The sequence below is a fragment of the Photorhabdus viridis genome (assembly GCF_040256935.1).
In the GTDB taxonomy this organism is placed as follows: Bacteria; Pseudomonadota; Gammaproteobacteria; order Enterobacterales; family Enterobacteriaceae; genus Photorhabdus; species Photorhabdus viridis.
Map to the genome: position 1 here is coordinate 1 of NZ_JBEJZY010000097.1, position 4,662 is coordinate 4,662.

At 45.5% G+C, this 4,662-nt stretch carries 8 protein-coding genes; 5 read left to right on the top strand and 3 right to left on the bottom strand.

Annotated features, from left to right (window positions below; translation table 11 throughout):
* The 4 genes from ABR397_RS21860 to ABR397_RS21875 form a co-directional block, all read left to right on the top strand.
* Positions 1–1,302: RHS repeat domain-containing protein (locus ABR397_RS21860; RefSeq protein WP_350307553.1), on the top strand; the 1,302-nt coding region annotated here is incomplete at its 5' end.
* Positions 1,302–1,970 (top strand): hypothetical protein, encoded by a 669-nt coding sequence (locus ABR397_RS21865; RefSeq protein WP_350307554.1) that lies wholly within the window; start codon positions 1,302–1,304, stop codon positions 1,968–1,970. The genes ABR397_RS21860 and ABR397_RS21865, both read left to right, overlap by 1 nt.
* Positions 1,971–2,208: 238 nt before the next feature.
* Positions 2,209–2,496, top strand: a complete 288-nt coding sequence (locus ABR397_RS21870; protein ID WP_350307555.1) for an HNH/endonuclease VII fold putative polymorphic toxin — start codon at positions 2,209–2,211, stop codon at positions 2,494–2,496.
* A gap of 11 nt (positions 2,497–2,507) precedes the next feature.
* Entirely contained in the window at positions 2,508–2,897 is a 390-nt protein-coding gene (locus tag ABR397_RS21875) for an Imm50 family immunity protein (RefSeq protein ID WP_350307556.1), read from the top strand.
* A 79-nt stretch (positions 2,898–2,976) separates the two neighbouring features.
* On the opposite strand, the gene ABR397_RS21880 is transcribed toward ABR397_RS21875, so the two are convergent.
* The 3 genes from ABR397_RS21880 to ABR397_RS21890 all read right to left on the bottom strand — a co-directional run bounded on the left by ABR397_RS21880 (position 2,977) and on the right by ABR397_RS21890 (position 3,926).
* Positions 2,977–3,174: a DUF7706 family protein gene (locus ABR397_RS21880; protein WP_214086576.1), complete on the bottom strand. Its 198-nt coding sequence runs from the start codon at positions 3,172–3,174 to the stop codon at positions 2,977–2,979.
* A 14-nt stretch (positions 3,175–3,188) separates the two neighbouring features.
* Positions 3,189–3,509 (bottom strand): SymE family type I addiction module toxin, encoded by a 321-nt coding sequence (locus ABR397_RS21885; RefSeq protein ID WP_350307557.1) that lies wholly within the window; start codon positions 3,507–3,509, stop codon positions 3,189–3,191.
* A gap of 75 nt (positions 3,510–3,584) precedes the next feature.
* Positions 3,585–3,926: a helix-turn-helix domain-containing protein gene (locus ABR397_RS21890; RefSeq protein ID WP_315903533.1), complete on the bottom strand. Its 342-nt coding sequence runs from the start codon at positions 3,924–3,926 to the stop codon at positions 3,585–3,587.
* Positions 3,927–4,056: 130 nt separating this feature from the next.
* On the opposite strand from ABR397_RS21890, the gene ABR397_RS21895 reads away from it, so the two are divergent.
* Positions 4,057–4,662: CHC2 zinc finger domain-containing protein (locus tag ABR397_RS21895; RefSeq protein ID WP_350307558.1), on the top strand; the 606-nt coding region annotated here is incomplete at its 3' end.

The window sequence follows — 4,662 nt, forward strand, 5'->3', positions numbered from 1 at the left end:
CGGCCGGCTGACCTGGCGGAGATTACCGACCCCGCCTATGCCAGTCTGGCCAGACAGTATACATACGATGCGGCCCTGAACCTGACGGCGGCCCGTGACGATGCGCAGCGGCTGCACTATATCCTCAACGGCAACGGCCAGGTGGTCTCGGTGAGTGATGAAAGGAACCTGCGCGAGCATTATCAGTATGATGTCACCGGTTACCCGTCCCGACGGTTTGACGGGGTGCAGGAGATTATGGGGGAAACCCTCTACCAGGCGGGGCACCGCCTGAACTGGGTGGGCTCGCACCGGTTTGTTTACGACCTGGCCGGTCGCATGAAAGAGAAACAGTTCTTAGCCGAAGGTTACCGGCTGGCGGTGACCAAATACCGCTGGAACAGCCAGAACCAGCTGACCGGCCTCCTCACCCCGGACGGCCACCGGTGGGAATATCGCTATGATGCTTTCGGGCGGCGCACTGAAAAACGCTGTATCCAGACCGGTAAGCTGACCACGTATCTGTGGGATGGGGATGTGCCGGCGGAAATCCGCGAATACCAGCATGGCCGGCTGAAAATCATCCGCCATCTGGTGTTTAACGGCTGGGAACTGATGGCCCAGCAGACGCAGCAGTTTACCCTCAATCTGGACAACCGGGTGGAGCTCGTGGTGGGGGACATCCAGACCCAGTATGCGGTGAGTGCGCCGACGGGTGAGCCGCTGGCATTGTTCGACCCGGCCGGGAAACGGGTGTGGCGGCAGCCGAAACAGTCGCTGTACGGGCGGCGTCTGGCGGAGCAGGATGAGAACCCGCAGCTGGATCCGGGCCTGCGATTTGCCGGGCAACTTTTTGATGAGGAAAGTGGTTTATTCTCTAATCGGTTCAGGTATTATTTGCCGGAAGGCTGTTGTTACCTCAGCCCTGACCCTATAGGGTTAGCGGGCGGATTGAACCTGTATCAGTATGCCCCCAATCCGATGACTTGGATTGACCCTTGGGGATTAAATAAAACACCAGCTCAATTACCAGATAAAATAATCTACAATGAGAACGGTGTGCGTGTATGGCATAACTATGGAAACCTTGGTGCAGGCATAGGCACTCCGAAAGAACATGCCCCGATTCATTATCATGTAACTGTTGGTTCTGATAAGTATGAGTATAGAGTCTTCCCTAGTGGTCAACCACTTAAAGAATCTAAGCCTCTTCCTCCAAAAGCGAAGACTGTATTTGAAGCAAACAAATCTCGTTTCTCTCAGATAGGTAAAAGGATTGGCAAATGGTATTCAGGAATTAAAAATAATCAAAGGTGTCCATAATGTTTACAGAGCAATTAAATTTTCTGGCAGACAAAAAAATTTCACTCAATGCTCAGGATAATCCTGAGCTGTCATTTCAATTAAGAAAGTTGATTTGTTTGTTTAGACGTATTCCATCTGATCTAAAAAATCTAGAATTGGAACAAAAGTTAGTTTGCTTTGTTTCTACTGCCGTACAGAATGGATACTATAAAGGCCAAGATTTTATCTTGTTAGCTATTGATATAGTGGAGTTTTATAGGAAGTATTCTTGCGATTATAGAGTATTAAGCACGATGGGTTATTTTTGCCAAATTCATTTTTCTGTTTATGAATTATATTATAAATATGGATTAGCGTATAAAATTGGAGGGTTATTTGTAAATCACTGGAAGTATTATTCTAAGAAAAAGAATTCTACAATAAGTGATTTAATTTCTAATTATTATTTGGTTTATTTTAATGGTTTTATAGATAATGAGCCTAATGCATTGCAATGTATTGATGAGATTAATGCTCAAGATTATTTAATGTCAGAAGCAGGATTGTATCAAAAAAAGTCCATAATATTATGGCTTTATGAAAATTATTTTTATAAAAGAAATGATGGATTATTTTTCTTAACTCAGTATGAACATGATAATACTATTAAGAAAAAAATAATCGCCATTACCAATAAGAAAAAATAAGTATAAAAGACTGGAAAATCATAGAGATTTTCCAGTCTACCTTTTTCTGGCCTAGCGAATATCTGTTATAGGCCAGTGATGACTATAGCCGCTCAATTTCTGCTCTTATGCTTGTACTCACCAATCAGTTCCCGCATCCGCTGCTTAATGTCACTGAGCTGGTCTTACTGGGTGTAATGCCCAATTTAATTCCAGAAAAACAGCGCTTGGAGCAACAAAAAGAGATGCGGGAATACCAATGAATCAGCACCCGGATAAAGTCGATAAAATTCCACTAACAGACATGAATAGCCGAAGAATTTTGGATTCTAATCATAAGCCAATTGAAACCCGAGAATATCATTTTACTCGCCCAGACGGCCCTAAAATTGTAATACAAGAACACTCAGCCGGGCATATATATGGTCCACCAGGAACACCTGGCAACCAAGGTCCACATTTTAATATAAGGCCACTTGATCCAAAAACAGGAGCCGGTTCAAGAAATGGTAAGGTTCCGGGTACGTCTGAGCATTATGAATTTTAAGGAAACTCATTATGTGGTTTGAAAATGCCATATATAAAGAAAAAATTAAACATATGTTTAACAATGAATTGTCTATTGAACATGTTGAAGTCGAGATTATTTCGTTTTATGCGCATTCTTCACTTAGACTTGGTCTTCATAGTAAAAACATCCCAACAACATTCCCTGATAAGTGGAATAAAAGTGAATTTAATGCACTGAGTATTTTGTTAGAACTTGGTGATATTATTCATTTTGAATGCAAAGGAATTAGCCTTGGTTTTGAGTGCACTCCAACTATCGAATATATAGATAACAAAATACATATGAGTATTTTTCATAATAATTTTTACTTCAACTGTATTGCTCAATTTCTAACAATTAGAGATATAACGCCTTATCTAGATGAAAGATGGGATTAACATTTTAATTTATTGTTGATCATTCCAATAAATAACAAAAAGCCGGAAGATCATGGGGATCTTCCGGCTTTCTTATGATCTACCGTGGCGAATATCCACTGTATGCCAGAGCATATTGGAGCTTACCGATCGCATCTTTGATCTGATACGCTTCCTCGTCATTCACGGCACAGGCGCGTATCTCCGCCCAGCACAGCCGCTTAACCAGTTGGGCCAGGGCCAGTGCTTCAATGTGAGTTAACTGAATATCCTGTAAATGTTCAATCGCTATCGTCATCTCATGCTCTCCTCTTAACCCACAAAACCAGTTATCAGCGCCTGCATCTGCTGCTTGATCTCTTGCAGTTGGGCCTGTTGCCGCTGGTACTGCTGATGCTGTTGTTGCGTGTCTTCACTGTCAGGGATCAGCACCAGACAGCCATCCATCACCTTCACGGTAATCTGGCCGCCAGTATCAAATCCTGCCTGTCTCAGCCACTGTCCTTTAAGATGTATCGCTGGTGTGGCATTCTTGACCTTATGCCCGTTCGGCACATAACCCACCGTGTAATAACGTTCTGTTTTCACGGCTTTATTTACTGCCGCTTCTGCTTTAGAATGCGCCTTAGCCATAGTAACTACCTCTTTTAGTTGCTTGTGGTGAGCAACGTATTTGGGTGCCCGCCCGAATACGTTGCGTTATTGCCCTCACTTCATCTTAGAAGACCAGCGTTCAGCCTCGTACTTGATGATCATTCCTTCCAATAACTCCCTAATCACCTCTCGCTGCTCCGGCTGCATGTTGTTAATAGCCTGAAACTGTAGAGCCAAGTCGGCATCAGGTAGTAGCTCATCTTCTTCAAATATCAGTGAATCAGTCGTGACCCGCAATGTCTGTGCGATCTTCTTAATTGCCTCCAGAGAAGGTAACGAAATCCCACCTTCGTAGCGTTTGACCTGAGTCACATGGATACCAATGGCATCCGCCAATGCTTGCTGTGAGAGGCCCTTTTGCTTACGGAGGGCAACGAGTCGGTTAGCAATGCTCATCGAATTAAACCAGTCAGAGAAATTTGCCGTCATTCTACCCTCCAAAAAATGCTTGCTTTATATTGGTATCTTAATAGATACTAAATAAAAGAGCAATGGAGTCTTGACGCATTTTTTAGGAGGTCGTTTTATGGCACGCATCCCGGAAGCAGAATTACAGCACCTGAAAGCCGCCGTCTCCTTAGTCGCCGTGGTGGAGCAACAGGGGCGACAGTTCTTTAAACGCGGCAAAGATTACGTGCTGCTGTGCCCGTTCCATCAGGAGAAAACCCCGTCAATGGTTATCTCACCGGCAAAAAATCTCTATCACTGTTTTGGCTGTGATGCCGGCGGCTCAGTACTGGACTGGGTGATGAAAACCGAAGGCTTAAGCCTGCGCCATGCCGTGGAACGCCTGCGCGGGGAACTGGGCGAAAATCCGGCAATGGCCCCGCTGGTCCAGCCGGATGAACCCGCCGTGCTGGCCGAAGATGAAGCCGGACGGCAGGCGCTGCTCAACCGGGTGGTTGAGTTCTACCACCACACGTTGCTGAACGCCCCCGAAGCCCTGGCTTATCTGGAAAAACGCCGGTTAAATCACCCGGAATTAGTCGCCTGTTTTAAACCGGGCTTTGCCAACCGCACTCTGGGTTACCGGCTGCCCGCCAGTAAATACAAGGCCGGTTCCGCTATCCGGGTCCGGTTAATGGCGGCGGGTATCCTGCGGGACAACGGGCATGAACACTTCAGAGGGTCA

Coding starts and splice junctions, on each gene's coding strand:
- ABR397_RS21875 (WP_350307556.1), top strand. CDS start 2,508: ATGTGGTTTGAAAATGCCATATATAAAGAAAAAATTAAACATATGTTT.
- ABR397_RS21885 (WP_350307557.1), bottom strand. CDS start 3,509: ATGGCTAAGGCGCATTCTAAAGCAGAAGCGGCAGTAAATAAAGCCGTG.
- ABR397_RS21880 (WP_214086576.1), bottom strand. CDS start 3,174: ATGACGATAGCGATTGAACATTTACAGGATATTCAGTTAACTCACATT.
- ABR397_RS21865 (WP_350307554.1), top strand. CDS start 1,302: ATGTTTACAGAGCAATTAAATTTTCTGGCAGACAAAAAAATTTCACTC.
- ABR397_RS21890 (WP_315903533.1), bottom strand. CDS start 3,926: ATGAGCATTGCTAACCGACTCGTTGCCCTCCGTAAGCAAAAGGGCCTC.
- ABR397_RS21870 (WP_350307555.1), top strand. CDS start 2,209: ATGAATCAGCACCCGGATAAAGTCGATAAAATTCCACTAACAGACATG.